We start from the raw sequence: 25934 nt of genomic DNA on the forward strand, positions 1-25934 counted from the left end.
TGAACTCCATTGAAATGAAGGGGAAACGTTTTGTTTAAGACCGCCGAAATCAAGCCGCTTCAACTTCAGCTAGAGGTGATTCATCTTCTTCACCATTTGTGTCAGCATGGGCTGCACAATCAGCTCCCAACGCCAACCTCTGGCGGACCTGTTGCTCAACTGCTTGTGCAAACTCTGGATGATCGGCAAAGTACTGAATGGTATTCTCTCGACCCTGACCAATATTGTCACCCTCATAGCTATACCAAGCCCCTTTGCGGACGATCACCTCTGCTTCCGCAGCCATGTCTACTAAGCAACCGATGGTGGATATTCCCTGCCCAAATAGAATGTCAAACTCCGCTAGCTTAAATGGAGGTGCGACCTTGTTCTTGGCGACCTTCACTTTTGCCCGGATACCATACATCTCCGTGCCTTTCTTCAAGGTCTGAACACGACGAATATCCAAGCGAACGGACGCATAGAACTTGAGGGCGTTCCCTCCAGTGGTGACTTCGGGACTGCCATAAGTAACCCCAATCTTTTGACGGAGTTGGTTGAGGAAAATGACGGTGCTACCTGACTTGCAAATGTTGCTGGTGATCTTGCGCAGGGCTTGGCTCATTAATCTGGCTTGCAAACCCATATGGGAGTCGCCCATATCCCCTTCAATCTCAGCCCTTGGAGTGAGAGCAGCGACGGAATCGACGACCACTAAATCAACGGCACTGGAGCGGACCAGCTGATCCACCACTTCCAGGGCCATTTCCCCAGAATCCGGTTGGCACACGAGCAACTCAGAGACATCCACTCCCAAAGCCGCGGCATAAACCGGATCTAAGGCATGTTCCGCGTCCACAAACGCTGCCACTCCCCCAGATTTTTGGATTTCAGCGATCGCATGGAGGGCCACCGTCGTTTTCCCGGAACTTTCAGGGCCATACACTTCAATGACCCGACCTTTGGGGAGCCCTCCGCCCAAGGCTAGATCCAGGGGTAAAGCACCTGTAGAGATGGTTTCAATCTGCATCCGAGCGGCATCTCCCAGCCGCATAATCGCCCCTTTGCCAAAGGTCTTTTCCACGTTTTTCATCACCAAATCGAGGGCTTTTTGCTTCTCGGTCATTTCCGTTTTGGCACTCATAAGGGGATCTCCAAAGGATCAAGATGGGGATGCTAGACCAATATAGTAATCTTGTACTAAAATGGTGTCAACATGATACTTTTATTCACGATTTGCCGCCTCACCGCGTGGTTGTCATGGCGATAGAGACACTGACTGATTTGGTAGGATTCCCAGATGGCTGGCTCGTTGGCGTCTCATGTTCCTTGGAGTGGGGATACCAGTGTTGGGTGATTACCCCAGAAAGGCAGGTCCATACTGACGGTGAGTTCTATGAGAGTAGTTTTGTGGCTTTGTCTGCGGGTCGATTCTTGGTTGAGCATTCCTTGGAGGTGGAGTGAAAAGTGAACCCATCGTTATGTCTTGGGAAGAGTATGAACTCATGCCTTGGCGGTTGGGCTGGAAGCATGAATATTTCAATGGGATGGCTTACCTCACGCCCAGACAGCAATCTGTTCTGACCGTCATCGAGGTTGCCCCCCGAAACGATACCCTTCAGTCCATCAAGATCCGACCTGTTGTGCCAACGGATGCAACTGAACTCAAGCATCTGTTCTTTGAGGTTTTTCACGACTCTGTTGAATATTGCAATTATGAAGAGCAGAATATTCAAGAATCAGCCCAAAGCTGTATTGATAACTATTTTGGCGCGGTCAAAGGTGAACCCTCAAAAGTGTCATGCGTTGCCACTTCAACAGAGGGGGAACTCATAGGAACAGCTCTAGTAATTGAGCAGCCTGAACGGCACCCCTATCTTCGTTTGTTAGGCATCTCCCCATCATGGCAACGCCGTGGTGTCGCAACCAACCTAATGGCGACAATACTCAACCAACTCGTTAACACCTCTTTTACCCAGCTAGAGAGTCGATATTTCCTAGCGAATGAAGCGAGTAGAAACTGGCACCATCAATTTGGATTCCAGGATCAGCTCGACTTATTTGTCGCTCGTCTGTTTTACCGGCATGCCCAGCATGAATTATGGCGGCAGGAAAAACTCGGTCAACTCTCGAAGATAGACCTGGCCCGTTTGGCATCTGAAGTCGAATACTGGCAGGCTGAAGTGGATCGTCAAGAAGTTGCCTTTGAATCAACTTACCCCCGTGAACTGTCCTAACAGATTGACTTCTCATCATCAACGGACAAAGCCCACCGCTCTGCATTAGAATGACCAAAAGTTTGTCCCAGTTAGCTACCTATGCCTACTGCTACTTCTGAGAAGCTGATTCAGCTCCGAGCGCAGCTCCAAGACTGCACCAACCCTACTGCTGCCAAAATCCTCAAGAGTACGATTGTTAAACTTGAAGCCCAGCTTAGTTTAGGACAGGCTCAGACTAAGGTATCCAAGATTGACCAACGGAAGGCAACACTAAAGAATTCAAATAAGCAGACCAAGCGGAAGGCAGTACAACAACAACCAATAACGCTGAAGCCTCCTTCACTGAATACAGTAGAAACAAAACCTAAAGCGGAACCTCAGAAAGAACGACCCACACTACCCGCCCATGAGAAAACATTGTTAGCGGATGATGTACTGACGCAGAACGAAAATATTGCAACTCAGAAAAGCCTTGAATCAAAGTCAGAAACATCCCCTAAGAGTAAGTCCCGTTTCTCCCCTGATGTCATTAAAGTAGCCAAGCGGCTGGTCCTCCCTGATGAACTCTGGCAACGTCCTCAAGTCCAAGGCATCACCATCGATGGTCCTACTTCGCGGGACTTGGACGATGCCATCTGGATTGAAGCGACTGAGTCAGGGGCAGTCCTCTCCGTTCATATTGCTGATGTCTCTGAACTCGTGGAGATGGGCTCAATATTGGATAAGGTTGCACTCTCTCGCACAGTCACACGCTATTTCAGCAATGGGAATGCACCCATGCTGCCAAGACCCCTGTCTGAAAATAAGCTGAGCCTGCTGGAAGGTGAAGCCCGACCTACCGTTACCGTACAGGTTACCCTCAACCCGAACGCCCAGATGGTTGACGTCAAAATCTTTGAATCCTGGTTGGTGAGTCAAAAACGCTTTACCTACGCCGAAGCCTCCCAGCCTAAATCATCTACTCCTTTTCATAACACTCTGGAAATGGCTCACCAATGGGCCTCACATCTGTACCGAAATCGGCTGACATCAGGTTCGATTGGGGCGACCCAGACGGCTCAAGGCCAGTGGCTCACAGAAGAAGGCAGCCTTATCCAAGGTAAACTTCATCCAAGCCATATCCTCATTCAAGAATTTATGATCCTGGCGAACCTCGCCGTCGCTCAATGGCTAGCCGATCAGGATATCCCAGCGCTGTATCGGAATCATACCGCCAGAGCCATTGCCCCAGATCGGGAAACGATGTATCAAACGTTGTTGACGTTAGGGTCAAATGCAGCCATTCGTCAGCGGTTGCACAGTTGGATGAACCGGGCCGTGTATAGCCCCGTCTTAATAGGGCACTTTGCCCTGAACCTTCCCGCCTATTGCCACTTCACCAGTCCGATTCGCAGAGTCGCTGACCTGATCAACCATCGGATTGTCAAAGCCCGCCTCAAACATCAAGGCCTACCCTATACCCAGTCTGAACTGGTGAAATTGGGACAGCATATTGCCCAGGTCAAGGATGAGCATAAAGAGCAGGCCTCGGAGTTTTTTAAAGCAGCCCATCAAAAGGTCTACCAGGAGCAACTTCAGACCCCCGAAGACTTAGCAAATCTCTCTGGGAAAGAATTCACACGACTCCTGAAATATGCGGTTGAGTCTCAGGGGGTTGATCACCTTCGCAGTGAACTATTGACCCGGTTATACGCTGAGCAACTAGCCGTACAGGATCTCTACCTATTGCTCTTTCAGTCCAAAGAACTTGAGCTACATCAGCAAGTGATTCAGTATCTGTCTAGCCATATCCATGATGCGGCGAGTGTGATCACCATTGCCTCCAATCGAGAAGGGAACTGGGAAGCATTTAAATATCTAGAAGCGGAGAATAAACCACCATTCCATGTTTGGCTAGAGGTGAAAATTTCTGGAGACACTTTAACGACGATTCATCCCGCTACCCATTCCCGCAAACAACCCGCTCGTCATCACGCTTGTTTGATATGGATAGAAGCTTATCTCCAGACTAGCTTAGTCTCACCAGAGCAACGAGCACAGCCAGTACTACCTGAGCCGCAGTTCAAGTCTGGTAATGAAGACATAAAACGAGTAACAGCACCCTTATCCAAATCAATGCATACGGCATTGGTGAAGCCCCTTAAGGAGGGGCAGAACTTTGTCGGGATGCTGGTTGATGTTTGTCAAACCTTAAGATGGGAGACCCCTGTGTACACAATGGACAGCTCCGATGAATGGTTTATCTGCGAGTGTGAGTTATCGGTTTTAGGTCAGCAGCTTGAAGGGAGTGGGGTAGCAAAGAAGAAGAAATTGGCGAAGAGTATCGCCGCTAGAGAGATACTGGAGCAATTGAGAGAACGAGGTCAACAGCAATTGCAAGAGTGGCTGGAGAGAGCAACTTAACCGCATAGAGAAAACTCTCTCCCAGTCCATTCTTCCTGAGACTGGGAGAGCCCATCATCGAATTTCAGATTGCGTTAAAAACGGTTTCGACCACTAAAGTTGTTATTACCTCTATTGTTCTCACGGGGTCTAGCCTTGTTCACTTTGAGTGTTCGCCCCATCCATTCAGCCCCTTCGAGTTCTTCAATAGCCTTGGATTCTTCGGCATCGTTGCCCAATTCAACAAAGGCAAATCCTCGCATTCTGCCAGTCTCGCGGTCTTTGGGAACATGAACGTTAGAGACGGCCCCATATTCAGCAAACACGGCCTGAATTTCATCTTGGGTAACGTCGTAAGAAAGGTTACCAACGTAAATCGACATAAACAAATATCCAAAATCAATAAGGTGAGGAGATATAGATTTCGGTGCGCGGTCTTGGGAATTAAACTGGCGGATACCAAACAATTCTGAAAACAAACGTAAAACCGATACTTGCATCTCAATTGCAATACTAACTGATCCCCAATTTTCCGTTTAGGTGAACTAATAAACTTTACAGATATTTAGGTTAGTAAAGATTAAAATTTTATCCCCAGATTTTCCCCACATTTCCCACAATATTTCCCATGTTATCCACATCTGATGGGATGATTTCCACAGGTCAATACTGTAGGGCTTGATGTTCAGCTATTTCTGTGGAATATTCTAGAAACTGAAGTCAGCTTATTCTATGATAGATATGGCTTTGAGGCCATTAAATGTATTTCAAAAATAGATTGACATTCTCGTAGGTTGGTAGCAAGATATAACTCCCAGCGATAAGGCTTGCACTCAACTTAACAAGCTGAAGGGCGGAGGAGTTTTACCACCAGCTTGGTTAGCTCATGAGGGCAACATTTGTTGTGCTTAGTTTTTGAAATAAAAACCATCGTTGATAACCCTACTATTTGAGAAGAGTAACCACTTCATGTCCACTACGATTAGCATATTGGCCGATATCCCTGAAGAGCTACATGATGCCTTGCGAGGTTATTTAGACACCCATCCTGATTGGGATCAGAGTCGGGTTCTTTCAGCGGCGCTGTCGTTATTCTTGATGCAGAATGGCACAACAGATCGCCGTACAACTCGTGTGTATTTAGATAGTCTCTTTAGAAGAGAACTACCCACTGCCTGCTAATGACCAATCTCCAGCCCTCTTTCAATCTGTCCGTTCGACTTCAAAGCCAATAAATAACGATCGCAATAGCCAGTTTCATTTGCGAAAAACCTTCACTTGATTGCTAAAGGCCATAGCAGCTTGAATCGAATCACAATTAGTGGTGACTAATTCTTCACTAAAAAATGGAAACTATGTCTTGGAAGAACAGGTTTTATACCGGATAGTTACAATTTTGTCCTTTTTTATCATTGCCACTTTATTCCTCAACCGCAGTGATGCCTTCCCCGTCAATTTACCCCGGGCAAAGACAGTAAAACCTCAGCTATTGCCCAAGGTAACGGTCACGATTGATGTGCAGGGGGATTCAGCCCTCAATCGAGAACCCATTCAGCTCAATTCTCTTGAAGCATAAGTGAAGGAGCTAACTGATTCAGCTGACAAGGTTGTGGTGGTGATTCATGCAGATGACCAAGTAAGGCATGGCCGCGTCGTGACGGTGATGGATCGCATTCGCGTAATTGAAGGCGCGAAATTAGCCATGCAAGTGTCTCAGGTCCTAGTTCGGTGATATTACTCAGGGCACCTAGCTACGCTTTTTATAGATTATGGAAACATCAAATAACCCTATTTCCAGATGTTCCCATATATCGATGAGCTCCCCATCCCAGCAACAATTGATTCATTACCTTCAAACCGATTTAGGGGTTTCTGAAAAAGCGATTGATCTTGCTTTGCGTCTTCAACAGCCTTTACAGGGGTCGCTTCATATCCTCCTATGGCAGTATGGCTTGATCAACATCGAACAGCTTGGCAAAGCTATTGAGTGGTTGATGACTGAAAGAGGGGAGACTACAAGCAAGGAATGATACTCTGACTGATGCCTTGGAGGGGCACCGTTAGACTGTTGGCGATGCTACTTCTGGTGAAATTTTCCTTGCTACTCTCACTGATGTTGAGAGAAAGCGTAAATATTTCACAGCAATTTTCAACTCTCTTGCCAATCATTGATCAGTCAATACCTGAAGCTGCGAGAATATTCCTTAGATCAGGTATTCAGAACTGATATTCCCATAAATTTTTAGTATATCACGGCAAAAACTTTAGTATTTTTAGACTTCCAACAAAATTCGCCTCATAATCTGAGGCATCGCAAGGTAAGCCCCACCAGCTCAAAGCTGAACATCAGAAAAGTTTGTCTGATTCGGCAAATTATTTCTCCTCAAAACCACGGACGTTTCGGCAAATTTATATTTTGTTTGGAAATTATATTGAGTAATTTCCCTGTCGTCAGGGAGATGGGATAAAAGCCACGATCAAGGGTGTGCAGTAGGGTACCCCTGTTTTTCCCAATATCTTCAGTTGGCGGAATGTCCAAGTGTCTCATTATCAATAATTCCCACTTGAGAGGGTTAGTGAAACACCTGACCATTTTTGAAAAGAACGGTCTTTACCCAAACACATACAGCTTGGTCGAGCTGGGTCAACTAATCAGGAGAATACATCATGAGTAATCCATTCGCTCAGCTGCTGGCCCAGCAGTTACACACTCTTGTCAAAATAAGAAATTGCTCATCGCATCAGGAGAAGGGGTTCGCACTCCCTCTCGCCATGGGGTTAGGCTTCGTTATGATCTTGCTGGGGATGTCCTCCATGATTATGGCGCAGAGTGATCGGATCACTGCTTGGAATCGTAAAGAATCTGGTGCAAGTTTAGCCGTATCAGAAGGAGGAATGGCTCGCACCCTGGCCCAACTCACTCAAACGGATAACCGGATCTTATTGACTCGAAACTATGACACCATCAATCCCAAGACTGGAACCACCTATCTAGGGCCTGATGGCATTCTCAATTCTGGGGACGAAGAGCCTGCCACAGTGGATGAATGGACAGGGTATACGGGCAGCAGCTCAACGCCCTGTGATGCAACTGCAAAGACAATAACCCCAAATGTCACTTTTTCAGGAGCGATGAGCTCAGGGGGCCAATTTCAGCTCAAAGCCTATCGATATAATCCCACGGATCAAACCGGGACACTCCTCGTTGAGGGTCAACATGGAGAGAGAATATCCCATATTCTCTCTACCTTGGTCATCCAGTCAGAGATTGAGAATTTCCCAGGGGTTCTGGCCATGCAGGGAGCCGTTATTCGAGGACGTACTCTTATTGGTCAACATGCCAATCTTTACTACGATCCCGCCTGGTCCGCGGACACCAGCTTAACGGATAAGTCAGCACCGAGTGATAGCGACCGTGCGAGCTATCTCAATGCGGTTTACTCAACAGCGCAAGATGGTCCAGGTAATGATTTGATTGCTGGCAACATTGTGGGATGCCAGATTACCCAAACACTGTCGGTGGATTTACCCACAACGGTGACGAGTTTAGGTGAAGTTAAGAGTAGCACCACTCTTACTGCAGCCAACAGCCCCTACCATATCGAAGAACTGGAACTGGATGGTACCGATGTCGTTACCGTGGACACGACAGATGGTCCTGTCTACCTGTATGTCACTGACTCCTTTGAATTACGAGGCAATGCTCAACTGAGAAATATCCGCACGGATGGCGAATCTCCACGAGTGGGTGATTTGAGGATTATTGTTCATGATGCAGACGATGGAACACCTCCCATCGAACTGTACGATCAATCCTGCATTGACACCGCTTTTGTCTATAACAAGATTAACGACCTCCAGCTACAAGGTTCAGGCGATGGCTGTCCCAGCAGTGGCAATACTAACTTTGATGGGGTGGCATGGGTCGAAGATGTCATCAGTTCCATCAACATAAATCCCCATACCCGAATCGTGCCTGCTGAGGATGATGACATCATCACGACGAATGGCAGTACATCCGGCATTCGGGTGCCCAACGATGTGTCCAGTCTGGCTGATGTCGTGAGTGGTATTGGTATCACTCCGACGAATAAATTTGGCTATGTCAAAAGTTGGCAACGGGTGAGGTTTTAGTCATGCATCTCAATCGGTGGTTGTGGTTGTACTTGAAGCGACCGAAAGCATCTTCAGGGGTTGATTCTTTAAAATCACTCTCTGCGAAGAGTGGAGGGTTTACCTTAATCGAGGTGTTGGTGGCGATGATTGTTGCTGCTGTGTTTGTCTCCATGACCATGCAGGCCATGGTAACTTCAGCAGCCTTTCGGGTGGTTGCTACACAATACGACGAGGCCGTGAGTTGGATTCAGGAAGATTTAGAAACCGTTGTCAATCAAGCGGCACAATATGAGATTACGACGCAACCCTACTCCTCTCGGTGTCTAGCCACCCTCAGTAGTGATGGGTTTGCATCCGGATTTCTCAATGACTCAGCTACGGGATTAGGGGGAGCTTCCACAACCATTGGCCCTAGAACACTGGGTGGGAAATACTATACCCTCACTCGTACTGCTAACTATGCAAGTTCTTCTGACCCCTATCGGTTGTTAAATGTCACCTATCAAGTGACGGAACAAGGGGATAGTAAACCGATTGCCACGGTAGATACTGAGGTCATTCCCCATGCCGTATTCAAATGTCCCTAACTCCCAGGTGATGTTTTCTGAATTGCTGTCCCTTCACCAAAGCTTGATGTCTAATTCCAGATATATCGACAACAGCCTGCGATTATTCCATGAATTTAGGGTCTCTTGGTCAACAACGACTTCAGTGTAAGTATGCATATTTATCGGATATCTATTTTCCTCTTTTGGTGGAAATTCAGTACTATTCCTGTCGCCAAAGACTTATAGGCAAAGCCAGAATTAGGGGAGAGCGTTCAAATAAACTAATTGGTTTGGTCAATATTGTTGATTTGAATTAACCACCCAGTGAAATTTTTTATACCCATTAAAGATTTGTAATTCCTGGTTCTAGCTCATTCTCTCGCTAGAGAAGAACCTCCAATAGGCACTGCTAAGAATTGCGTGGGTAATTGCTTCGCCCCTACCGAAGCAACTTCATGCGCCTTAGTTCTGAAATTTTCGGTTGAGAATTTCTTTGCCAAATTCCTTGAGTAATGCTGAGTTGCCATCAATTTAGTAACGCTTCATCGCTCTCAGGGCCTCTTTCGAGCCCTGTTTATATTGCTGCTGTGATGTTCCATGTTCCATTTCAATGCTCTCATTCCTCTAAGATCTTCTCCTTCAAATGCGGGATTTACCCTCCCAGAAAAGATGGTGATTTGCTGCATTATCGGTATTGCTGCCGCTGCCTCTGCGCCCAGCCTAATGGCTTCCATGAATCGGGCCAAGGTGAAACAGACGATGACGGAGGTTCAGTCTGCTCTGAATGAAACCCAACGAGAAGCCATCAAGGGTAACAAAATTTGTACCCTTACTCTCAACTTTGTAGAAGAGAAGATTACTGGTCCTTGCCTCAAATCGGGGGATCGGACGTTGGATGCTGATGTGGCCATCGCCACAAACCTGACAGATCCAAGTTCCAGTGAGACCCCGGATGAAGGGCAACCTGTTCTGATCGGTTCAGATGTGCAACCCTCACTGGGGCTGAGCGATGGTGAGACTGTTTCACAGATTGCCTTAGCTCCCGTTTCAGAAGATGAAGCCAATATTTCCAAAGCAGGGGTGATGGTTCAGGTTATCGCTAAATGTAAAGGCAATACTGAAAAAGGATTAGGGTTAGGAACCTGTAAAAACAAAAACAATAGCAATCCAGAGAATGGAAGCAATGAGCCGCCTTCAACCCCAGGGACATTGACGAGTATCCCCATCAAATATGGGGTGTTAGGTAATCCTGAATTTGCTATTGTCAGTGCTCAACAAACGCCAACGGACCCCACCGGCAAAATTGTCTTCTACAACCCACAAGATTCCCAAGTGACGAAACGCTGTATTGCTATTTCAAACACCCTTGGACTGACCCGGATTGGTACTTATCAGGGAGACATCAAACCGACCGCCATCACTGACTCCGGTCGATGCACTGCGGAGAACTGGGAAGAGCAATAAGACTTCAAATGGGGGGACATGGTTTGAATCAGCAATGGCTAGATACGAATTCCAAGGCTATCAAGGGCTATACCCTGGTGGAACTTTTAGTGGCCACTATCATCACAAGTCTCGTCATTAGTATGGCTGGTTTTGGACTCGTTTCAGCGACCCAAGCCAACAAGCGGACGGAAGCGATTGCAGCCAGACGGCATGACTTGAGTCGAGCCTTTGATTTCATTAGCAATGAAATTAGGATGGCGAATCGGATTAATCAATCCCAAACGATGCAGGCAACGAACACTTCATCCTTTTCTACCCTTTTATCGAGTGCAGGTTTGAATACCTCAGACTGGGGAAACCCCGTCCTTTATTTAGAAATTCCCATCACCGCCCAAATTCCAGAGGTTTGCCCTGCGGGTGGCCCTAATGCTGGCTCTCCACCTCCCCAACCTGCGACATATGATCGGGTGGTTTACGATATCCGTCCGAGTACCCAAGATTGGTTAGCCCCCAATTCGATATACAGATATGGTCGAATTCCTAGAAGTGATGGCAGTATCGACCCCTGTAGTGATCCCGTTGCGAGTGATACCTTAGTGGATGCGATCGCAACGAACGTTGATACAACACCTGCCTGCCCGACCCCTGGGGTACTCATGGGAACAGGAGGGTTTCAAGCATGTGTCAATGGTAACCAGGTGGATTTATTCATGCGCAGCCAAATCTCTGAGGTAGAGATTCACCGTTTGAGCAGTACTGCCACTTCCCGCTCAGGGAATAGCCAGCCTATCCCCGTACTTACTGCCGTTCAGCAACCAGGAACCAATAAAGTTGATTTGAACTGGCAATGGCCTGGTTCCACAAAGGGGGTCACCTTTGAAGTCAATCAAGACAATACAACCACCGGCATAACAACTAAAATCAAAACGGGTTCAGATAGTAGTCAATCATTTGAGATGCAAAACTCTCCCGGAGATCAGCATTGTTATTCAGTCACTGCAAAATTGGGTCAGATTACCAGCCCGGAGAGCAACAAAGCCTGCTTTACTCAGATTGCAAATCCCATCAATTAGGCTGAACAGTCAGCGATAGATCATCATTTGTCGCTTTTCTGAATCCATCTGCACGAATTCATATAATCTCAAAATATTGTTTTGAATTTCACAATTTAGAATTTTTCTGAATGAATTCAATAGAAAAGCAAGCTGATTTCAGCGTTCTTACTGAGTGTTTTTCTTCCTATTCTGCTTACCCTATACATATCTGGGAGCAACAATATTCGATTGTGACTCTCCATTTCAATTGAGTCACCAATTCTAAGACCTGATCATGTTCGCTGACGATATCACCGATTATTATTTTGAACATTCTCAGCCCACACTAACAGCCTCTAACACGGTATCGCTTAATGTGCCGATCATTGAATTCTGGCGCTGCTACGATATCAGCAATAATGTGATAATTCGTGGACAAATCTTTAACCACCCCAAGTACCCAGCAGGGAAATCGCTAAAATCTTCACCCATTCAAGGATGCTTGACCAAAGCAGGTCGAGTCTATGTGACCACGAAGAATTCTATGTATGAACTGGGTACTCCGCATCCTAAATCTGCAGGGGATGCTCTAAATTGGCCAAACCACACGGACCATCAACCCCTGGAGAAACTCACTTACTGGGGAGAGTAGTTAATAAGTGGGAATATGAAAAATAAAATATTAAGTTTAAACGATAGCCGTAACTACATTTAAATCAACGCTTTCAATTACTTCAAATAACCAGATTACCAATGTGGTTTTTGGGGATTAGAGAGTGGATGGATTGTCCCGAATTCTTACTGGGTTAGCTCATGGAATTGAATCAATCCATTAGGAAGATTCAGGAATTGGGCACCAACGGCATCAACTGCGATGTCGAAACGGAGGATATCGTTGACCGACGGATAGCCTGGCCCCAAAGATTTGAGCTCATGGGAAGGAATAAGCAAATCTAGGCATTAGATGAAGTCAAATCACTCTTGCTGTCAAAAAAAGGTCAGGGATAATACGGTTTAATTAAATCTGAGCACAAATTAAAATTAATAGTGAAGAATACCTACAAAACTCTCTTCATATTACTGATGCAAGTTCCCCTGATTAATCTGAGCTCTAATGTTGCAAGTTACTGATATATCCGTTTTTTTCCAAAAGAATACTTCTGATATTCCAGACGATCATTTTGAAACACCAAAAAAAATAACCGTTATTGAGTCCTGGACTGCAATACGAAAGGGAAAGAGTGCTGTTATCAAAGGAAGACTCCTGGGCCATCCTGATTATCCCGACGGGGTTAAGATGATGACCTCAACAGTCCATCGTTACTTAGCGGGTGATGGTCACGTATACATCAAAACTCAAAATTCCCTATATGAGTTGGGTCAACCTCTGAAAACAACTGATTTCCAAAAATTAGAACGAATGACCCAGTAAGAAATTTCATTCATCATAATGCAGACTACAAATGATTTGGACATCATCCTTAGAAGAGGATAGGAATGCCTAACCTATAGGTTGAGTCTTTAGTGGTCACACAAACATGACCTTGATAAACAAAATATCGCTGAATAGCAGAAGATTCTAAATACTTACCAGGTGGAAGTGTATGATGCTGAAATAAATGCCCATGAATTTTTGTCTGATTATTAATATCAACACAATCCCATGATTGAAGAATAGGTATTTCCACAGCAGCGTTTCCAGTCGCATCAAGGGATGAATTGAAATTGTTTAAATAATAGTCAATCAGATCCTCAGCTATCATCGTTAGTCCTAATACTTCTCACTGTTATTTGTCTTAATTCTGCGACTGTTATTAGACCTCTTGCATAATTTAACTAACGATATGCTAGAGGACTAAAATCTGAGTCAGATCGCTGAATTTTTTTTTCGTCAGTAGCACATCATGAAACGAATATTTCAAGAGGTCTATTGTTGAATAACTACTAGTTCAACAAAGGGCAGACCGAATCGTTAAATTGAACTTTAAAGTCTAGCGTCCCCCAAACTGCTGGGTGCTTGGGTAAATTCCAATGCTGGACTGCTCTTTCTAGCATCGAGCATCAACCAACCGATTAGTGTACAGAAGGATAGGATCGCTCCAGCTATAACCATCCACATCTGGCGGCTGACAGGCTTGTTTAGCTCTTTGAGGATCTCCTCTCTGGATAACCGAACCGTCTCTTTTGCCTGAAGAGGAGTCTGCTGAAGCGAGTCATGGTCCTGTTCTGGGGTGGGTGAATGATGACATGCTAGAACGGTGTTTAATTCAGCCAATGTACCAGTGGCTGAATTAAACACCGTTGCCTTATGGTCTAGGGTGTCAGATTTAAGGCTCTTGTAAGAGAGCGATTCAATATAATTCAGCAATTCCACTTGGCCCATCTCAAGCGTGAGATAAGTCGCTTTAATGTCCTTGCCAAAGTTAATGAGATCTTTTGTCTCAAGTTCACGGGTTGAAGATGGCTGACCATTGATGTAAATCCCATTAGCACTGGGTTTACCCTGAGAATTGCCATCAATGATGCGATACCGATGAGCTTGATGTGGGAGAGGGACTCTCACTAGCATGGCATGTTGTCTGGAAATAGACGGGTTATTCAAGACAATGGCATTGGTTGCGTCTCGACCGATTGAATAAGCAACTTCGGTTAACTTGACAATGCGCCGTTCCTTTCCATCATCAATCACTAGTAGATGATGTTCACAAGCCTCTGATTTGATTTTTTCCATAGCAGTGGAAGAAAACTTTAACTATTAAAATAACTAGACTTTATTTAGGTAATGATAAGTATCAAAACTTGAATCCCAATATAAGTTATATCTTTAATAATACTCATCCAAAAGTGTTCTTGCACAGAAGCATCGGAAGAGTTGAATAATTTATTGAATAATCATGAAAGGGCAAAGCATAATATCCATTTAGTTCATTACAGTGACAATTATTTCAAGCTACTGTGATCTGAATCACAAAACGCTTATAATACCTGTTTGAAGTGCTTTACGTCCGCTTAACCTAACAAAGATTATGGGCATGATTGAGTAAATATTACTCATAATTAAATTTTCATGTATATCCAATAATGTGTGAATCCAAAACTAACACTATAATTCTATTTTTTAGATTAAAACAGAATAGAAATTTGATAAATCATGCATTAAATTATAATCGCAGGGAAAGTACTAAAAAATACACTAAATTCAACATCGTAAGCATCACTTCAATCATAAATATAAATCTGTGATTGAGATAATGATTAGTGTTAAATGCTGAATCTGAGAATAAATTTTTACTTAAAAAAAGATAGTTCTTATATCATGAGCTATCAAATCATCTTCTCTATTTTTGGTTAGGAAACACTACTTGCTCAATAGAGTGATCGGTGAAAATCACACAACTGCACATCAGAGGTAGTCCATTAACGGATTCATGATTTTAGTGGGATTAAGACCTTATGGGCATGTATGAAGCTTAAAACCCTATCTCTGAGCTTTGTTTATTCATCAAAGTCTGGAATAAGTCACGGCAATCAAAACCGTTGTTTAGGCTTGTCATCAGCGGTTTTTCGCTTGATCCTAATCTTTTTGTTGTCAATATTACCCACACCAAGTAGGTCTTGTCTTGCCCAATTCAAGACAACAGAATCTGTAATCCTAACCCTAGACATTAGCTTGACAACGTCTGACTTTTTGATGTGGGGGAAAGACTTTTGTAGACGGAAAAATAGTAAGTCGTCCATTTGGAAGTCCCCTTGAAATCACAAAGTTTACAAGAAACCACTCATCAATATTACCCATCAGTAAGCTTCATCAGGCTAATGCAAATAAGCCTTACATGCCCCTTCTTTATCCTGCATAGCTTATAGCCATTAAAGACAACATTATTCTCAATCACCCTAGGTGCGATCAAAGAAGCAATCCGGGAGCATGTCACCTTTGCAATCAAGTATTTATACTTATTCCTAAAACCCTTTCTAGCCATGCTTTCAGATATCAAGTTTGTGGTTCCCAAATTTGTGCATCTGCAAAGGTGACATGCTCCCAGCAATCCTCGATCTACTAAGGCCTTAAAATGCTTTCCAGGAAAGACTTTTGAATGGGTCAGAGTTCTGGCTCAGAATGACCTTAACTTCTCAATAAATAAATTAAATTTTTCTTGAAATATAATATTATTTGGGTGTATAAAATACCCGCTCTCGTATGGTGGCTCTGGTTCCCCCGGAGCCTTTTTCTTTCCTAGGATTTTCTTAAGGAAGCCAAGTCGATGATAGAGATTATTAACAAAAACACCCGTGGATAAACCGTTCACTCCACGGGTGTGCTTCACTATGGTGGTCAATCTTGGTCAGTGTGCCCAGTCTAAAACACGATTATCCTATTGTGAGAATATTCTTATTTTATTGAGCGTGGACTAATAAAATCCCCCAACAGTTGGTGACTACTGGGGGTAAGGATTTTCTGAATGGATAGAAAGTGCCTCTGTTAAAAAGCCCTTGAGAAGGGGGCTATCCAGGGCGAGAGACTTTGACATTTAGTTTCAACTTCCCAAATTAAAGTAAAGAGAGGGTGAAAACCTTTTTGTGCCAGATGCATCATTAACGTCTCAAGTAATGATGAATACATCATCAAAAAGTCAATATCACTAAGCTAAAGATCAACGTGCTACGTATCTCCATCACCCCAGTTTGGCTCTGCTCTGGGGTTTTTGCTGTGGTTAGCTAAACAATGCAGTTTCGTTAAAGAATAGCGGTGACTATTGAAGGCTGCTTTGAACTCGATTTATCCCACTTCAAATTCGCGACCATGTTGCTGAAACACATACACGAGAAATTGACTTGGGATTTTTATTGGATATTAAACTTCGCTTAACTAAAAATATCCTAATTGATGAAAATATTGAAACATTACCCAAGACATACTTTTCGCGACCCCTTTCCCGCTGGGGTTTTTTTCTTGCCAGAACGTCATGAGAGAGAGCATTCATAGGGCTAGAAGCAGGTGGATTCGTCTTGGAATTTGGAGACCTCTACACACAACGAACCCGCGTGAACAAACACAACGCGGGGAGAGCAAAGTGTTTACTTCTTGGACCAGCGGGGGCATTTGAACAGAAAGTTATGGTTTCGGCTATAACCCTTTCCTACAAAGCTTTTAGAACATTTTCAATAGGAAAGCCGGGAAAACGTACAGTTTTGAATTAGGAAGTGCCTTCCTAGTGATCAGCTTGGACTTTATTTGCCCGTTACGTTATCAAGTAAGCGCTGTCCAGATTCTTTCACAGAACCGTCCCCATTCGCCTATGCATAGAATCGGAGAAACTTTGGCTTTTAAGACTGAACCAATTGGTATGTAAAGGTTTCAGGGCCTAAATATTGATTTTTGCCTAGCTAACTTCAGGACCCCGGATATCAGCGGGCGCTCAGTAGGATGATATCTGACTGGAATTGACGCCATTTGAACGTTTGTGAGGAGGGCATTGCTAGGTTGCGGTCAGGGCATCTCAGCATACCAAGGCAGGGCTACCCAGTTTTTTGCAACACAACCGTTTCAGCCCAACAGTGCTTTGATTACGCGTTTCATGCCCAAGGCATATGCCTCACTGGTTTCACTTTTCAGCAACAGCCCCTTTGACGCAAGGTTAAGAACAAAGGTTGTTTCTTCCGCTTCACGCTTTGTTGGGAAAACCTCGCGTAACCATAAGAACGTGGTGATGGCATCTACAAATTCACCTTCATAATTCCGTGAAGCCTTGGCCACAGAAATGATAGCTGCATCAAGGATTTCCGCGCCGTGTGGAGTGCCGCGAAGCAGCGGAACATGATCACCTGTCCACAATTGGAACGACTTGGAAAGTACTACGGCAGGTTCACCATCCGTAGTCTTGAGCTGATGAATAACAGTGTCGGTTATATTGCCCAGGAAAGTGGTTACAGCCCATTCCAGCACGGCCTCTTTGGAGCCGTACTGATTGTAAATCGACTGCCGCGATAGATCGGCGGCTTTAGCAATGTCGCTTATCGAGGTTTTGCGAAATCCATAGGTTGCAAAGAGCCTGAGAACTTCTAAGACGTTGTCATCTGTCTTCATTTGACATTTTTTACATTTTGGGACTATATTGTAAACATTGTACACGTCATAACACGGCTTATCAATTCAAACTATAGACATCCCATGGAACAAAAAATTAGCAACTCAGGCTTCTCTGACTGGAAGCCATCTCAATTGCTTGATCTGACTGGCAAAACCTACGTTATCACAGGCGCAAATTCTGGCATTGGCTTTGAAGCAGCTAAGATGCTGAGCGAAAAAGGTGGCGATATCGTCATGGTGTGTCGCTCACGCACTAAGGCCGAAGCCGCGCAACGAAAGCTTGTCGCTCACGCTCAAGGCAAAGTCGATTTGGTCTTGATGGACTTGAGCGATCTGTCCTCGGTGCGTAAAGCTGCTCAAGAGCTGCGCGGTCGCTATCAGAAAATCGACGCGCTAATCAACAATGCGGGCATCATGATGACCCCTCAGGAAAAGACCGTAGACGGCTTCGACTTGCAAATGGGGGCCAACCACCTTGGTCACTTTCTGTGGACGGGCCTACTACTTGATCTAGTGGAGGCCGCTGAAGGACGTATTGTAGTGCTGTCGAGCCTAGCACATAAATTCGACTCGCTCGATCTCGATGACTTCATGTCAGATACGAAATACACGCCGATAAAGGCTTATGCACAGAGCAAACTGTCGAATCTTATGTTCGCCTTTGAACTGGATCGCCGCCTTAAGGATGCAGGCAGCAAGGCGATCTGCATCGCCTGTCATCCTGGATATACCAGTACTAATCTACAAAGTACTGGGCCGACCGGCTTTTCCAAGTTCATCATGGCAATCATGAACAAGCTAGTGGCACAACGCATTGACGCAGGTGCAACACCTACGGTTCTTGCTGCTGCTGGTGTGGAAGCTCAGCGCGGTGCCTACTATGGCCCACAAAAGATGAACGAATACCGAGGTCCCGTCAGCGATGCCAAGGTACAGGATCACGCGCTAGACCGTGAAAACCAGCGGCAGCTTTGGGCAAAAAGCGAACAACTCGTTGGGTTCCAGTATTCATTGCCCGTCGTGGTGAATGCTGCCTGAGCATCACAAGAAGAAAAACGATGAGACTTTACGATTCCTCTAGCCCAAACCCTGATGTCGTGTCGCTGTTTGCTTTGGCAGAGGAGGTGGCTTTTCCCCTGGCCTGGTTGCCCCCAGAAGGAGGGTGTTGAAAATCTTTCAACAGACAATGGAAAAGAGCTCGTAAAAAACTGTAAACCTAACTGTAAATCTTACGAAATCAAGAACTTTAGCCAGCAAGGAGAATCATCATGACTCAACAAACTGTTCTGATTACCGGGGCTTCGTCGGGCATTGGTAAGGCCACTGCTCAATTCTTTCAGCAGAAGGGGTGGACTGTGATTGCCACGATGCGAACTCCAGACAAAGAAACCGAACTCACTGCCCTCGACAATGTACTGGTCACCCGATTAGATGTGTTGGATGTTGACTCTATTCACGCTGCCATTGTCCAAGGCATCGAGCAGTTCGGCAAAATTGACGTTGTTGTTAACAATGCGGGGTATGGTGCCTACGGCCCCTTAGAAGCAACGCCCACGGAAAAAATCAGACGACAGTTTGATGTCAATGTGATGGGCTTGCTAGATGTCACCAGGGCAATTCTTCCCCACTTTAGACAAAACAAAGATGGCATTTTGATCAATATTTCATCCATTGGTGGCAAAATGACTTTTCCGTTTGGCTCGCTTTACCACGGCACCAAGTTCGCGGTTGAAGGGATTTCTGAAGCCCTCATTTACGAGATGGAGGCCATTGGCTGCAAGGTCAAGATTGTCGAGCCAGGTGTCATTAAAACAGATTTTGCGGGGCGCTCATTTGATTTTAATAATGATGAAAGCATGACGGAGTATCAGCCGTCGATCGATAAGTTCATGAGTGGCATGGGATCTAGCGTAGAGAGCAATGCATCGGAGCCAATTGTCGTTGCTGAGGTAATTTATCAGGCGGCTACAGATGGTACCGATACGTTACGCTACACCGCAGGTGAGGATGCCAAGGTATTTGTGGCCAATCGCAAAGCAGCGGATGATGCAACCTTTATCCAAGGCATCAAAACACAGTTTGGCATCTAGCAAAGAAGGGGGCGTGACAGAGCAGCTGTCATATGGGGCAATTAGCTTACACGCAACGCCTAAAACGTTGAAAAATCGCTGATTTTAATGCTATTTTCGGCTAAGTTGTCATCATATTCTGTCATTCAAGACGAAGGCTGAAAGCCTTATGTATTAGTGTTTTCAATCCTATTTACCCCTGGTGATACCTACGCTTGCATGACGCCATATAGCTGGGGTATTTCCATCTGGACCAGCGGGGGCATTGAACAGAAAGTTACGGTTTCGGCTATAACCCTTTTCCTACAAGGCTTTCACAACATTTTCAATAAGAAAGCCGGGAAAACGTACAGTTTTGAATTAAGAAGTGCCTTCCTAGCGATCAGCTTGGACTTATTTGCCCGTTACGTTACCAAGTAAGCGCTGTCCAGATTCTTCCACAGAACCGTCCCCATTGACGTAGGTGTAGAGAGTAGCCGTTGATATTCCCAGCTTTTGCGCCACCTCTTTCGCGCACGCCTTTGGATCGCCCATAGCAGTCATGGACAGCCCCAGCCCATGTGATTGTCCAGAGGCTGACCAATAGTTTTCCGGCTGACCGGCTCTCGAAGGCGTTTACGAATCTGGGGCGGATCCTCAAGACCCAGCACAACTTGCGCTATCTGACGGATGCCAATTTGATGCAGATGGTTTAGCTTCGCTCAACAAAGGAGAGTACCATAACTAGCTACCGCGACGGGTGTTCTTTGCAGATCAAGGGGAGTTCACGACGGGCGATTACGAGGAAATCATGAATAAGGCGAGCTGCCTGAGTCTGTTCTCCAATGCGATCCTTTACTGGAATACGCTCAAGATCAATGACATTGTTGAAAGCCTCAGAGCGAAAGGAGTGGTGATTACCAATGAGACCCTATCTCATATCTCTATGCTGGGTACCCAATGGGACTTACTTTATTGATGATTTATAGCTGAAAAGGCTGTGGAGAAAGGGATTGAGGTGAAACTGTAACTTTTTGTTCAAATGCCCCTGCTGGTCCAAATAAGAGTATTATGTTGGAGCAAACAATCACACTATCAGGCTAGCGAAGGTGTTTCAATTTTGGTTGCTCAGGACTGACTTATTTGTCTCAACAGGATGGACTAATTGACCAGCAATAAGGCGGTGATTTCCGTTAACAATGACTTGATCATTGTTTTGGAGCGTACCGCGCACAAACACCTTATCTCCCTGGGTATGGAGAACTTCTACATCTCTTTTCTCAACCCGGAAGGTGTTTGGGGGGTGAATGGACATTTCTGTTTCTCGTAAAGCATAACAAGACCATAGACCTCGAACGCCTCTGACAAGAGCTGTTGTAGGTAGCCAGTAACCAAAATCGTCAATGGTTTCAGTTAATTTTAATCGAGTGATTTGACCACTTCGAACTTCCCTGGAAGCTGATGGCTCTATGTGGAGCACTACGGTGAGGGTGCGAGTCACAGGGTCTATTTGGGGTAAAGTTGCTATAACTTCGGCTTCATACTGTTCTTTCCCAATCACGAGGTGTTGGTTACTACCTATAGGAATCTGGGTAGCGGCTTCAACGGGAACACCTACATGGGCCTCCAGGGCTTGGTCTTCTAAGAGGGTGAGAATAGGTTGACCCGCTGAAACGACTGTTCCTTCGTCTACCAGGCGGTTGGCAATTCTGCCGGTAAACGGTGCTCTCAAGATGCTTTGTCTCAGATCAATTTCTAGTCCGTCTAACCTCGCCTCTAATTGTTCTAATGCAGCTGTTTGAGCCTCAATTTTTTCAGGTCGTGACCCCGTAAGAACCTTATCGAGCTGACTTTGGGCTTCATTCAAACGAGCTTGCACAGTGTTGACTTCCGTAGTAGCTTCATCCAGATGCTCACGGGGAATGGCACCAGCGGTATAAAGCGCCTGACGACGTTGATGTCTCGATTGAGCGAGTTTCAGTTGAGAGTCTAAATTTTTAACCGATGATCTCGCTGCTGCAATGGTTTCGGAGCGTGAGCCAGTTCTCAATTCTTTGAGTAATGCATTGGTCTGATTTCTTCCAGCGATCAGTTCCTGATGTTTGACTCGGAGTTTTTGGGTATCAAGATAAGCTAGGGGCGTCCCCCTTTCGACTTGATCGCCTTGATCAATAGTTAGCCTCAGTAACTTACCAGCTCGCTCAAAGCTAAGTGGACTGGTCCGGCGAGGAACAATCGTGCCAGTATAAGTCCGCTTAACTTGGTAAGTATGGACTTTGGTAACCTGAAAAGTTTCAACAGGAAGAATTGTTGTTGCTTCCGAATCATTAGCATTTGCTGTTTGCCCGGCTCGAAAAGCTGACAGCATTCTTAGATTCGATGCCCATTGCCGACCGTTAGGTGTTAATCCAATAATCATCAAGCCAAATATCAGCAGAATACTGGCTCGACTGGAAAATGCAAATTTGGGAATGTTGTGTCTATCAGTATTCTGCAGGAGCTGTTTCAACAATCGCTCAACCCAACTTCCCTCTGAGTCCTTTTTGGTATGTTGTTGGTCGGATGACTCTTTCATGATGTTGGGTTCCCTGAAAGTTTAAAGGATTTGGGATAGGTTTGACCAAACACGATGAGGTAAGCACAGGGAACAAAGAACAATGCCAGGAAAGTAGCCCCACCCACGCCTCCAGCAATACAAATGGCTAAAGGAGGCCAAAGTTCTCCACCATCAAGCAAGAGGGGAATAAACCCAGAAACGGTCGTAATAGTAGTGGTGAGGACATGGCGAGTTGAGCGCACAATCACATCAACCATTGCTGGGCGAAATCCTTTTCGGGCTCGGGGATTTGTGCGGATAGCGGCGAGCACTACAATTGAGTCATTAATGGCTACTCCAACTAAACCCACCGTGCCTAAAATGGCCATGAAACCGAGTGGATAACCAAAAAGCCATAAGGAGGCAAGTGCAAGGCCTACTGAACCAACAGCAACTAATAAGATGATGCCGGCACTCCGGAAGGAATTAAAAGAGAGAACAAGGACAGAAACCATTAAAACAATAAAGATTCCTGCAGTGGAAAGTAAATTGCCGACTGCTTCATTACGTTCAGCTGCTTCTCCCCCCCATTCCATTGAATAACCTGGCGGAAGTTGAAAATTGCTGTTATTTAGGCGTTGTTGGAAATCAGCTAGGACAGTTGACGGTAATACCCCCGCTGTTATGAATCCTTGAACTGTATTGACTCTTTGACCATTGCGTCGAGTAATGATGGCCGTTTCGGGGATCAGGTCGATTTGCCCCAGAGCTGATAGAGGGATAGAAGTGGATTTTTCTGGGCTTAACGGAGGTTTGGGTACTAAACCAATCGTCGTAATCTGGTCGAGGTTAGCACGATTATCGCTACTTAGACGAACTCGCAAGGGCAATTCAACTGTATCTTCGAGGATAGACCCCCCGACAGTGCCTTCTAAGTTTGTATTGAGTTGCTGGGCGATTTGAGTGTTATCTAGCCCCGTGAGTTGAGCTTGTTCTTCATCCAAGGAGAGAGTTAATTTTGGTAGAAATTCTCCCAAGCTGGTACGTGTATGGATAACTTGAGGAACTTGAACTAATTCAGAGCGAACTTGGTTTCCAAGCTCCTCAAGAATATCCAGATCAGGGCCATAAACTCGCAATTCAATAGGGGGAATAGGAAGGGCCTGCTTTAACTGTTCGACAAGGATTCGGGCAGAGGGAAAACCTTGATCTAGTTCCCTTTGCAAATTATGAATAAGCTTAGGAATAGATCTCCCAGTATTTGTTTGAACCATTGCAGTAGCATAGTGGGGAACTTCTCCCTTAATCCCATGTCGGGCAACCGTATAGTAGAAGGTAGGTGCGTATGTTCCGATAAACCAATGGAGATCAGTGACTTCAGAGTGTTGAGCGATCAGATTGCTCGCTTTCTCAACGATAGATTTTGTCTGCTCCATGGAGGTAGACAGAGGAAGTTCTAACTTGATTTGAAATTGATTTCGCTCTGCTGGAGGGAAAAACTGTTCTGGGATATGACCTACAGCCATAAAACCTATAATGGGCAAGATAATGGCTAGTCCTACTCCTAATAGCGGAGTTGTTAAAATTGAGCCTAAGATACGGCGATAAACTTTAGTAATTTGTGGGTTCGAGAAACCGGTTCGCCACCAAGCCATGTTTCTTTGGTGAATCTCCCCTTTCTGATACATCCTACTCATGATTGCAGGAATAATTGTTAGGGAGAATAATAGGGAGCTACTGATGGCGACGATGACACTGATGGAGATTGTTCTTACATATTCGCCGATATGTCCCCGTAAAATAGCAATAGGAAAGAAGGTAAGAACAGTGGTTAGGGTAGAGGCCAGTAAGGGAATAGCTAGATAACTGACCGCCCGGGCAATAGCTTTTTGGGGATTTAAGCCCTCTTCAAATAAGTGTTTTATTTCATCAACCACAACTATGGCGTTGTCAATTAGCATCCCCAAAGCAATGACTAAACCCGTTAGTGACATCTGATGTAGGGGAATCTCTAATAACCTCATCCCTCCAAATACCATCAGTATGGATAAGGGCAGTGATAACCCCAACACGAGTGCAGATTTTCCTCCCATTAGAAGGGTTGTACTGGCAACGACAAATACTACGCCGATCATCAGATTCATGAAAAGACTATTCAATCTAGTCTCGACATAACGATTTTGATTAAGGATAATGTCCAAACCAATATCGGATGATATGGTGCCGCGAAATGCTTCTAAAGTCTGGTTGGCCTCTTCCATCCATTGGTCAACCCGCCTGTTAGGTTCAACTAAAACTGCTAAGGTAATTCCTGGTTTGCCATTGATAATTGCTAGTTCGCTCGGTGGGTCTCGCCTACTCTTTTTTACTAGGGCAATATCCCCCAAAGGTATTAATTGTTCTGAATTTTTGTCAGTACGGATTGGAATTTGACGAATCCGTTCAAGAGAGTCTATTTCACTATTTACTTCAAGTAATAGGTCATTATTCGGGCTAAGTAACCTTCCTGAAGATACTTTGGCGTCGCTGAGGCGAATTTGTTGAGCAAGCTGCTGGGGAGTAATCCCTAATTTTCCTAATACGACTGGATTAATCTCAACTAGAATTTCTTCAGAAGGGGCACCCCAAAACTCAATCTCCTCTATACCTCCAATGCCCCGTAGTTGTTGTTTAAGATTCTCGGAAAGGCGATTCAAGATGGCATAATTGGGTGGAGTATCTAATTCCCAGGTGAGGGCAACTATCAGGGTGTAACCCCTACCGTCATTCATGTCCTCATATTTGGGAGCTAATACACCTGATGGTAATTGGGGAGTAATATCAGCAATTCGATCACGTATGCTAGACCATACCTCATCATGATTTTTAACAGTATCTTTGAGTACTATAAAGATTAAGGATGTACCTAGCTGTGAAGTGGATTCAATAAATTTTATTTCCTCAACTTCCTGAAGTTTTTGTTCTAATTTTTCAGTTACTAAAGAATCTACTCTTGTGGCACTTGCACTTGGAAAGCGAGTGGTTATTTTGCCAGTCCACTGGCTTATGGCAGGATCTTCCATTCGAGGTAGAACATGAAATGAAGATAGTCCCCACACTAAAATAATGCATATTGTCAGAATTAGTAGCCGGGTATTCCGGTAAAAATGGGTCCACATTTCTATTTTCAATGTGATTAGAGTATTACTGAATAGATGCTCTATAGACCCACAAAGGAACAGAACTAGCAGATTGATAAGCTAGTTCTCGTCATATTAAACCTATTCAGCATGAAGTCACTTGGTTACAAGAGACCTATGCACCTTGTTAATGAAAGAATACCCAATTAAGCCATTAACTATGCCTCGTAAGTCTCCGATATGATTGGGGCATTCGATCATTACCATGGTCATAGCCGCATCCAACAAATCCAGGAGCTCTCAAACCCATAGGTCTTAACTGACAGACCCACCTCAGGGTGACAACCTCATGTTATGGAGATACGCTGCCAGCAACAGAAAAAGTGTGGATTTATAACCAGCGGTTAAACCCCTCTTTA

General features: G+C 44.9%; 24 protein-coding genes. 17 read left to right on the plus strand and 7 right to left on the minus strand.

Annotated elements, in window-relative coordinates:
• Positions 1-49 precede the first annotated feature (49 nt).
• Positions 50-1123, minus strand: coding sequence for a recombinase RecA (gene recA, locus AM1_RS29220; RefSeq protein ID WP_012166602.1), 1074 nt, complete (start codon positions 1121-1123; stop codon positions 50-52).
• A gap of 29 nt (positions 1124-1152) precedes the next feature.
• Between recA and AM1_RS29225 the strand changes: the two genes are divergently transcribed.
• The 3 genes from AM1_RS29225 (at position 1153) to AM1_RS29235 (ending at position 4601) form a co-directional block, all read left to right on the plus strand.
• Entirely contained in the window at positions 1153-1443 is a 291-nt protein-coding gene (locus tag AM1_RS29225) for a hypothetical protein (protein ID WP_390610072.1), read from the plus strand.
• A complete protein-coding gene (locus tag AM1_RS29230; RefSeq protein WP_012166604.1) occupies positions 1440-2216 on the plus strand; it encodes a GNAT family N-acetyltransferase in 777 nt (258 codons plus the stop codon). The genes AM1_RS29225 and AM1_RS29230 overlap by 4 nt, the downstream gene beginning before the upstream one ends.
• Before the next feature lie 81 nt (positions 2217-2297).
• The gene (locus AM1_RS29235; protein ID WP_012166605.1) at positions 2298-4601 is read left to right on the plus strand and encodes an RNB domain-containing ribonuclease; all 2304 of its coding nucleotides are present in this window, start codon (positions 2298-2300) and stop codon (positions 4599-4601) included.
• Positions 4602-4675: 74 nt separating this feature from the next.
• Here the strand turns inward: AM1_RS29235 and AM1_RS29240 are convergent, their stop codons facing one another.
• Positions 4676-4963, minus strand: coding sequence for an RNA recognition motif domain-containing protein (locus tag AM1_RS29240; protein ID WP_012166606.1), 288 nt, complete (start codon positions 4961-4963; stop codon positions 4676-4678).
• Between the two features lie 586 nt (positions 4964-5549).
• Between AM1_RS29240 and AM1_RS29245 the strand changes: the two genes are divergently transcribed.
• From AM1_RS29245 to AM1_RS29285, 10 genes are all read left to right on the plus strand, one after another.
• Positions 5550-5762 carry a DUF2811 domain-containing protein gene (locus AM1_RS29245; protein ID WP_012166607.1) on the plus strand — a complete coding sequence of 71 codons (213 nt, stop codon included), beginning with the start codon at positions 5550-5552 and terminating at the stop codon, positions 5760-5762.
• Between the two features lie 142 nt (positions 5763-5904).
• The gene (locus tag AM1_RS43410) at positions 5905-6156 is read left to right on the plus strand and encodes an ExbD/TolR family protein (protein ID WP_238549330.1); all 252 of its coding nucleotides are present in this window, start codon (positions 5905-5907) and stop codon (positions 6154-6156) included.
• Positions 6157-6312 (plus strand): hypothetical protein, encoded by a 156-nt coding sequence (locus tag AM1_RS43415; RefSeq protein WP_012166609.1) that lies wholly within the window; start codon positions 6157-6159, stop codon positions 6310-6312.
• An 82-nt stretch (positions 6313-6394) separates the two neighbouring features.
• The gene (locus AM1_RS29255; protein WP_012166610.1) at positions 6395-6610 is read left to right on the plus strand and encodes a DUF2949 domain-containing protein; all 216 of its coding nucleotides are present in this window, start codon (positions 6395-6397) and stop codon (positions 6608-6610) included.
• A gap of 637 nt (positions 6611-7247) precedes the next feature.
• Positions 7248-8714, plus strand: a complete 1467-nt coding sequence (locus AM1_RS29260; protein ID WP_012166612.1) for a DUF7305 domain-containing protein — start codon at positions 7248-7250, stop codon at positions 8712-8714.
• A gap of 2 nt (positions 8715-8716) precedes the next feature.
• On the plus strand, positions 8717-9283 hold the full coding sequence (locus AM1_RS29265) for a PulJ/GspJ family protein (protein WP_012166613.1): 567 nt from the start codon (positions 8717-8719) through the stop codon (positions 9281-9283).
• A 558-nt stretch (positions 9284-9841) separates the two neighbouring features.
• Positions 9842-10708, plus strand: coding sequence for a pilus assembly FimT family protein (locus AM1_RS29270; protein ID WP_012166617.1), 867 nt, complete (start codon positions 9842-9844; stop codon positions 10706-10708).
• A 23-nt stretch (positions 10709-10731) separates the two neighbouring features.
• Positions 10732-11763, plus strand: a complete 1032-nt coding sequence (locus AM1_RS29275; protein WP_238549331.1) for a PulJ/GspJ family protein — start codon at positions 10732-10734, stop codon at positions 11761-11763.
• 256 nt (positions 11764-12019) lie between these two features.
• On the plus strand, positions 12020-12376 hold the full coding sequence (locus AM1_RS29280; RefSeq protein ID WP_012166620.1) for a hypothetical protein: 357 nt from the start codon (positions 12020-12022) through the stop codon (positions 12374-12376).
• A gap of 462 nt (positions 12377-12838) precedes the next feature.
• Positions 12839-13156: a hypothetical protein gene (locus tag AM1_RS29285; RefSeq protein WP_012166622.1), complete on the plus strand. Its 318-nt coding sequence runs from the start codon at positions 12839-12841 to the stop codon at positions 13154-13156.
• 49 nt (positions 13157-13205) lie between these two features.
• Here AM1_RS29285 and AM1_RS29290 read toward each other — a convergent pair whose 3' ends face one another.
• From AM1_RS29290 to AM1_RS29315, 3 genes are all read right to left on the minus strand, one after another.
• A complete protein-coding gene (locus AM1_RS29290; protein ID WP_012166623.1) occupies positions 13206-13487 on the minus strand; it encodes a hypothetical protein in 282 nt (93 codons plus the stop codon).
• 221 nt (positions 13488-13708) lie between these two features.
• On the minus strand, positions 13709-14455 hold the full coding sequence (locus tag AM1_RS29295; protein WP_012166624.1) for an FHA domain-containing protein: 747 nt from the start codon (positions 14453-14455) through the stop codon (positions 13709-13711).
• Positions 14456-17269: 2814 nt separating this feature from the next.
• Entirely contained in the window at positions 17270-17809 is a 540-nt protein-coding gene (locus AM1_RS29315) for a TetR/AcrR family transcriptional regulator (RefSeq protein ID WP_012166628.1), read from the minus strand.
• Positions 17810-17893: 84 nt separating this feature from the next.
• Between AM1_RS29315 and AM1_RS29320 the strand changes: the two genes are divergently transcribed.
• The 4 genes from AM1_RS29320 (at position 17894) to AM1_RS44060 (ending at position 20839) form a co-directional block, all read left to right on the plus strand.
• A complete protein-coding gene (locus tag AM1_RS29320) occupies positions 17894-18850 on the plus strand; it encodes an oxidoreductase (protein ID WP_012166629.1) in 957 nt (318 codons plus the stop codon).
• Between the two features lie 230 nt (positions 18851-19080).
• Positions 19081-19902, plus strand: coding sequence for an SDR family oxidoreductase (locus AM1_RS29325; RefSeq protein ID WP_012166630.1), 822 nt, complete (start codon positions 19081-19083; stop codon positions 19900-19902).
• 539 nt (positions 19903-20441) lie between these two features.
• Positions 20442-20576 (plus strand): Tn3 family transposase, encoded by a 135-nt coding sequence (locus tag AM1_RS44055; RefSeq protein ID WP_012166631.1) that lies wholly within the window; start codon positions 20442-20444, stop codon positions 20574-20576.
• Between the two features lie 95 nt (positions 20577-20671).
• Positions 20672-20839 carry a Tn3 family transposase gene (locus AM1_RS44060; RefSeq protein WP_012166632.1) on the plus strand — a complete coding sequence of 56 codons (168 nt, stop codon included), beginning with the start codon at positions 20672-20674 and terminating at the stop codon, positions 20837-20839.
• Positions 20840-20974: 135 nt separating this feature from the next.
• Here AM1_RS44060 and AM1_RS29335 read toward each other — a convergent pair whose 3' ends face one another.
• Together AM1_RS29335 and AM1_RS29340 are read right to left on the minus strand one after the other, a co-directional pair.
• Entirely contained in the window at positions 20975-22435 is a 1461-nt protein-coding gene (locus AM1_RS29335; protein WP_148215994.1) for an efflux RND transporter periplasmic adaptor subunit, read from the minus strand.
• Entirely contained in the window at positions 22432-25554 is a 3123-nt protein-coding gene (locus AM1_RS29340) for an efflux RND transporter permease subunit (protein WP_012166634.1), read from the minus strand. Before AM1_RS29340 ends, AM1_RS29335 begins: the two co-directional genes overlap by 4 nt.
• Between the last annotated feature and the right edge of the window lie 380 nt (positions 25555-25934).

It is taken from the genome of Acaryochloris marina MBIC11017, assembly GCF_000018105.1.
Lineage (GTDB): Bacteria > Cyanobacteriota > Cyanobacteriia > Thermosynechococcales > Thermosynechococcaceae > Acaryochloris > Acaryochloris marina.

Bases quoted from the DNA above. Each gene is read 5' to 3' on its own strand.
- recA (WP_012166602.1), bottom strand. From the start codon at position 1,123: ATGAGTGCCAAAACGGAAATGACCGAGAAGCAAAAAGCCCTCGATTTG.
- AM1_RS29225 (WP_390610072.1), top strand. From the start codon at position 1,153: ATGCTAGACCAATATAGTAATCTTGTACTAAAATGGTGTCAACATGAT.
- AM1_RS29235 (WP_012166605.1), top strand. From the start codon at position 2,298: ATGCCTACTGCTACTTCTGAGAAGCTGATTCAGCTCCGAGCGCAGCTC.
- AM1_RS29240 (WP_012166606.1), bottom strand. From the start codon at position 4,963: ATGTCGATTTACGTTGGTAACCTTTCTTACGACGTTACCCAAGATGAA.
- AM1_RS29245 (WP_012166607.1), top strand. From the start codon at position 5,550: ATGTCCACTACGATTAGCATATTGGCCGATATCCCTGAAGAGCTACAT.
- AM1_RS29255 (WP_012166610.1), top strand. From the start codon at position 6,395: ATGAGCTCCCCATCCCAGCAACAATTGATTCATTACCTTCAAACCGAT.
- AM1_RS29260 (WP_012166612.1), top strand. From the start codon at position 7,248: ATGAGTAATCCATTCGCTCAGCTGCTGGCCCAGCAGTTACACACTCTT.
- AM1_RS29265 (WP_012166613.1), top strand. From the start codon at position 8,717: ATGCATCTCAATCGGTGGTTGTGGTTGTACTTGAAGCGACCGAAAGCA.
- AM1_RS29270 (WP_012166617.1), top strand. From the start codon at position 9,842: ATGTTCCATTTCAATGCTCTCATTCCTCTAAGATCTTCTCCTTCAAAT.
- AM1_RS29280 (WP_012166620.1), top strand. From the start codon at position 12,020: ATGTTCGCTGACGATATCACCGATTATTATTTTGAACATTCTCAGCCC.
- AM1_RS29285 (WP_012166622.1), top strand. From the start codon at position 12,839: ATGTTGCAAGTTACTGATATATCCGTTTTTTTCCAAAAGAATACTTCT.
- AM1_RS29290 (WP_012166623.1), bottom strand. From the start codon at position 13,487: ATGATAGCTGAGGATCTGATTGACTATTATTTAAACAATTTCAATTCA.
- AM1_RS29295 (WP_012166624.1), bottom strand. From the start codon at position 14,455: ATGGAAAAAATCAAATCAGAGGCTTGTGAACATCATCTACTAGTGATT.
- AM1_RS29315 (WP_012166628.1), bottom strand. From the start codon at position 17,809: ATGAAGACAGATGACAACGTCTTAGAAGTTCTCAGGCTCTTTGCAACC.
- AM1_RS29320 (WP_012166629.1), top strand. From the start codon at position 17,894: ATGGAACAAAAAATTAGCAACTCAGGCTTCTCTGACTGGAAGCCATCT.
- AM1_RS29325 (WP_012166630.1), top strand. From the start codon at position 19,081: ATGACTCAACAAACTGTTCTGATTACCGGGGCTTCGTCGGGCATTGGT.
- AM1_RS44060 (WP_012166632.1), top strand. From the start codon at position 20,672: ATGAATAAGGCGAGCTGCCTGAGTCTGTTCTCCAATGCGATCCTTTAC.
- AM1_RS29335 (WP_148215994.1), bottom strand. From the start codon at position 22,435: ATGAAAGAGTCATCCGACCAACAACATACCAAAAAGGACTCAGAGGGA.
- AM1_RS29340 (WP_012166634.1), bottom strand. From the start codon at position 25,554: ATGTGGACCCATTTTTACCGGAATACCCGGCTACTAATTCTGACAATA.